2 protein-coding genes and 1 pseudogene are annotated in these 2,815 nt (G+C 37.2%); all 3 read left to right on the forward strand.

Translation table 11 applies throughout. The features are described 5' to 3' along the window. A pseudogene (locus tag WBN20_RS05100) lies at window positions 1-940 on the forward strand (glutamine synthetase type III); the annotation flags it as partial. Between the two features lie 71 nt (window positions 941-1,011). Next, window positions 1,012-2,190, forward strand: a complete 1,179-nt coding sequence (locus tag WBN20_RS05105; RefSeq protein WP_424273280.1) for an AIR synthase related protein — start codon at window positions 1,012-1,014, stop codon at window positions 2,188-2,190. Window positions 2,191-2,286: 96 nt separating this feature from the next. Next, window positions 2,287-2,718 carry a ubiquinol-cytochrome c reductase iron-sulfur subunit gene (locus WBN20_RS05110; RefSeq protein ID WP_424280943.1) on the forward strand — a complete coding sequence of 144 codons (432 nt, stop codon included), beginning with the start codon at window positions 2,287-2,289 and terminating at the stop codon, window positions 2,716-2,718. Window positions 2,719-2,815: the final 97 nt, after the last annotated feature.

Consider the following 2,815-nt stretch of genomic DNA (forward strand, 5'->3'; position numbering starts at 1 on the left):
AAGTAATGTATTGGATGAATTGGAAGGGGTTTCCAAAGGAAAGCTTTCCCCGGAAGAGAAAACGGAATTAAAACTCAATGTAGTAGGTAAGATTCCTGAGATTTTACTCGATAATACAGATAGAAATCGCACCTCGCCTTTTGCCTTTACAGGGAATAAATTTGAAATGAGAGGGGTTGGTTCAAAAACCAATTGTGCAAAACCAATGACCATTCTAAACACAATTGTAGCAAATCAATTAAAGGCATTTAAAAAGGAAGTAGATGTTTTAATTAATAAAAAGAAATTAAAAAAGGACGAAGCGGTTTTTAATGTATTAAGAGAATATATCAAGTCTTCCAAAAGAATTCGTTTCGACGGTGATGGTTATAGTGCTGAATGGGAAAAAGAAGCTAAAAAAAGGAAGTTGAGTAATAACAAAACTACTCCTTCCGCGATTCAGGTTATGACTTCCAAAGAAAGTCTGGAACTTTTTAATAGCCTGGAAGTAATGAGTACAATAGAAGTTAAAGCGAGGCAGGAGGTTGAATTAGAGACTTATATTCTTCACACCCAAATTGATGGCAGGGTCTTTAATGATTTAGTTTATAGCCATATTATTCCTTCGGCTATTGAATACCAAAATAAGTTAATTAAAAATGTTCTGGGTTTAAAAGAGATTTATGGAGCGGCACATAAAAAATTATCTGAAGGTCATCTTACTCTTATTGAACAGATTGCAGAGCATATGGTTGAATTAAAAAAGAATACCGATGATATGACCAATGCCAGAAAAAGCGCAAACAATTTAAAGGACCTGAATAAGAAAGCTTTTGCTTACAGCGATAATGTTCGGCCTTATTTTGATAAAATCAGATATCATTGCGATAAGCTGGAGCAACTAATTGAAGATCAGTCATGGCCGCTGACAAAATACCGGGAACTATTGTTTATTAAATAAGCATATAATTAAAGCTCACATTTTGTGGGCTTTTTTTGTGGTTTATCCTATTTTTGCGGAAACCAAAACCCATGGATTCATCTGCCAGCAAACGTTATGACCAAAGAGGAGTTTCTGCTTCAAAGGAAGACGTGCATAATGCCATAAAAAATATGGACAAAGGTCTATTTCCAAATGCATTTTGCAAGATTGTAGAGGATTACCTGACCAGGGATGAAGAATACTGCCTGGTAATGCATGCAGACGGTGCAGGCACCAAATCTTCACTCGCTTATATGTATTGGAAAGAAACAGGGGATATATCTGTTTGGAAAGGTATTGCCCAGGACGCCCTGATTATGAACCTGGATGATCTTTTATGTGTAGGGGTAACAGATAATATACTGCTATCCTCAACTATCGGGAGAAATAAAAACCTGATTCCGGGTGAAGTCATTTCGGCAATAATTAATGGCACGCAGGAATTAATTGAAGATTTGGCTAAACATGGGATTGTTATTTATAGTACCGGTGGAGAAACCGCAGATGTTGGTGATCTGGTGCGCACGATAATTGTTGATTCTACGGTAACAGCAAGGTTAAAAAGGACTTGTGTTATAGATAATGCAAATATTTGTCCGGGGGATGTAATTGTTGGTTTGGCTTCCTATGGAAAGGCTACCTATGAGACTGAATATAACGGAGGGATGGGTAGTAATGGACTTACATCGGCAAGGCATGATGTTTTTTCAAAATATTTGAGCACTAAATATCCCGAGAGCTATGATTCTCATGTACCTGAAGAATTAGTGTATTCAGGAAGTGTAAAACTTACAGACGCTGTCCAGGGTTCTCCCCTTGATGCTGGTAAACTTGTACTGTCTCCTACCAGAACCTACGCTCCGATAATTAAAAAAATTCTTCAGAAATACGATTCTAAAGATATTCATGGCATGGTACATTGCAGTGGGGGGGCACAGACTAAGATTCTTCACTTTGTAGATAAGCTCCATATTGTTAAAGATTCTATGTTTGCCGTACCACCATTGTTCCGATTAATACAGGAACAATCAGGTACGGATTGGAAAGAAATGTATCAGGTCTTTAATTGTGGTCATCGGATGGAACTTTATGTGAATGAAAGCATTGCAAAAGACCTGATAGCAATTTCCCGGGAATTTGACGTAGATGCCCAAATTGTTGGCTATGTAGAGCCAAATACTTCAAAAAAGCTGACAATTAAGAGCGAATACGGAACGTTTAACTACTAAGGTATACGAATCACTCTTTTGAAGCGTTCTTTTTATAGTTGTTTTTAGCCCGATTCCGGGCTTTGAAGTACTTGTAAATGTTAAAAAATAATTGTTATGGAGAGAAAAGAATTTTTAAGAAGTCTGGGAGCAGGGGCGGCGTTTGCGCTTACCTTCCCTTGTATTAATGGTTGTTCAAGTGATGATGGAGACGTGGAAATGAAACCCATACCTACTGGTGTTGACTTCACTGTGGATCTTAATTCACAGGAAGGGTCAGGATTACAGAATAATGGCGATTTTATCTTAAAGAATGAAGTAGTAGTAGTTAAGAACCTTGAGGGGAATTTTGTTGCAGCAAGTCAGATATGTAGTCATCAGCAAACAGATCAGGTGAGATTTTTGGATGATAATGGAGGAATTTTTCGTTGTTCTACCCATGGATCAGAATTTGATCAAAACGGGGCACCCTTAAATACAATTACAAACAATCCGCTTAAAACGTTTAACACAGAACTAAACGGTAATATACTTCGGGTTTTTGAGTAATTACGGATTAGTCACATTTTGATAATTACGTGAAAAGTTTGGCCCTAAATCTTTTCGTTTTTTCTTGTACATTTTTTTCAATTGACGAGAATGGTAC

Source organism: Eudoraea sp., assembly GCF_049665975.1.
Classification (GTDB): domain Bacteria; phylum Bacteroidota; class Bacteroidia; order Flavobacteriales; family Flavobacteriaceae; genus Eudoraea.

Coding starts and splice junctions, on each gene's coding strand:
- WBN20_RS05105 (WP_424273280.1), top strand. CDS start 1,012: ATGGATTCATCTGCCAGCAAACGTTATGACCAAAGAGGAGTTTCTGCT.
- WBN20_RS05110 (WP_424280943.1), top strand. CDS start 2,287: ATGGAGAGAAAAGAATTTTTAAGAAGTCTGGGAGCAGGGGCGGCGTTT.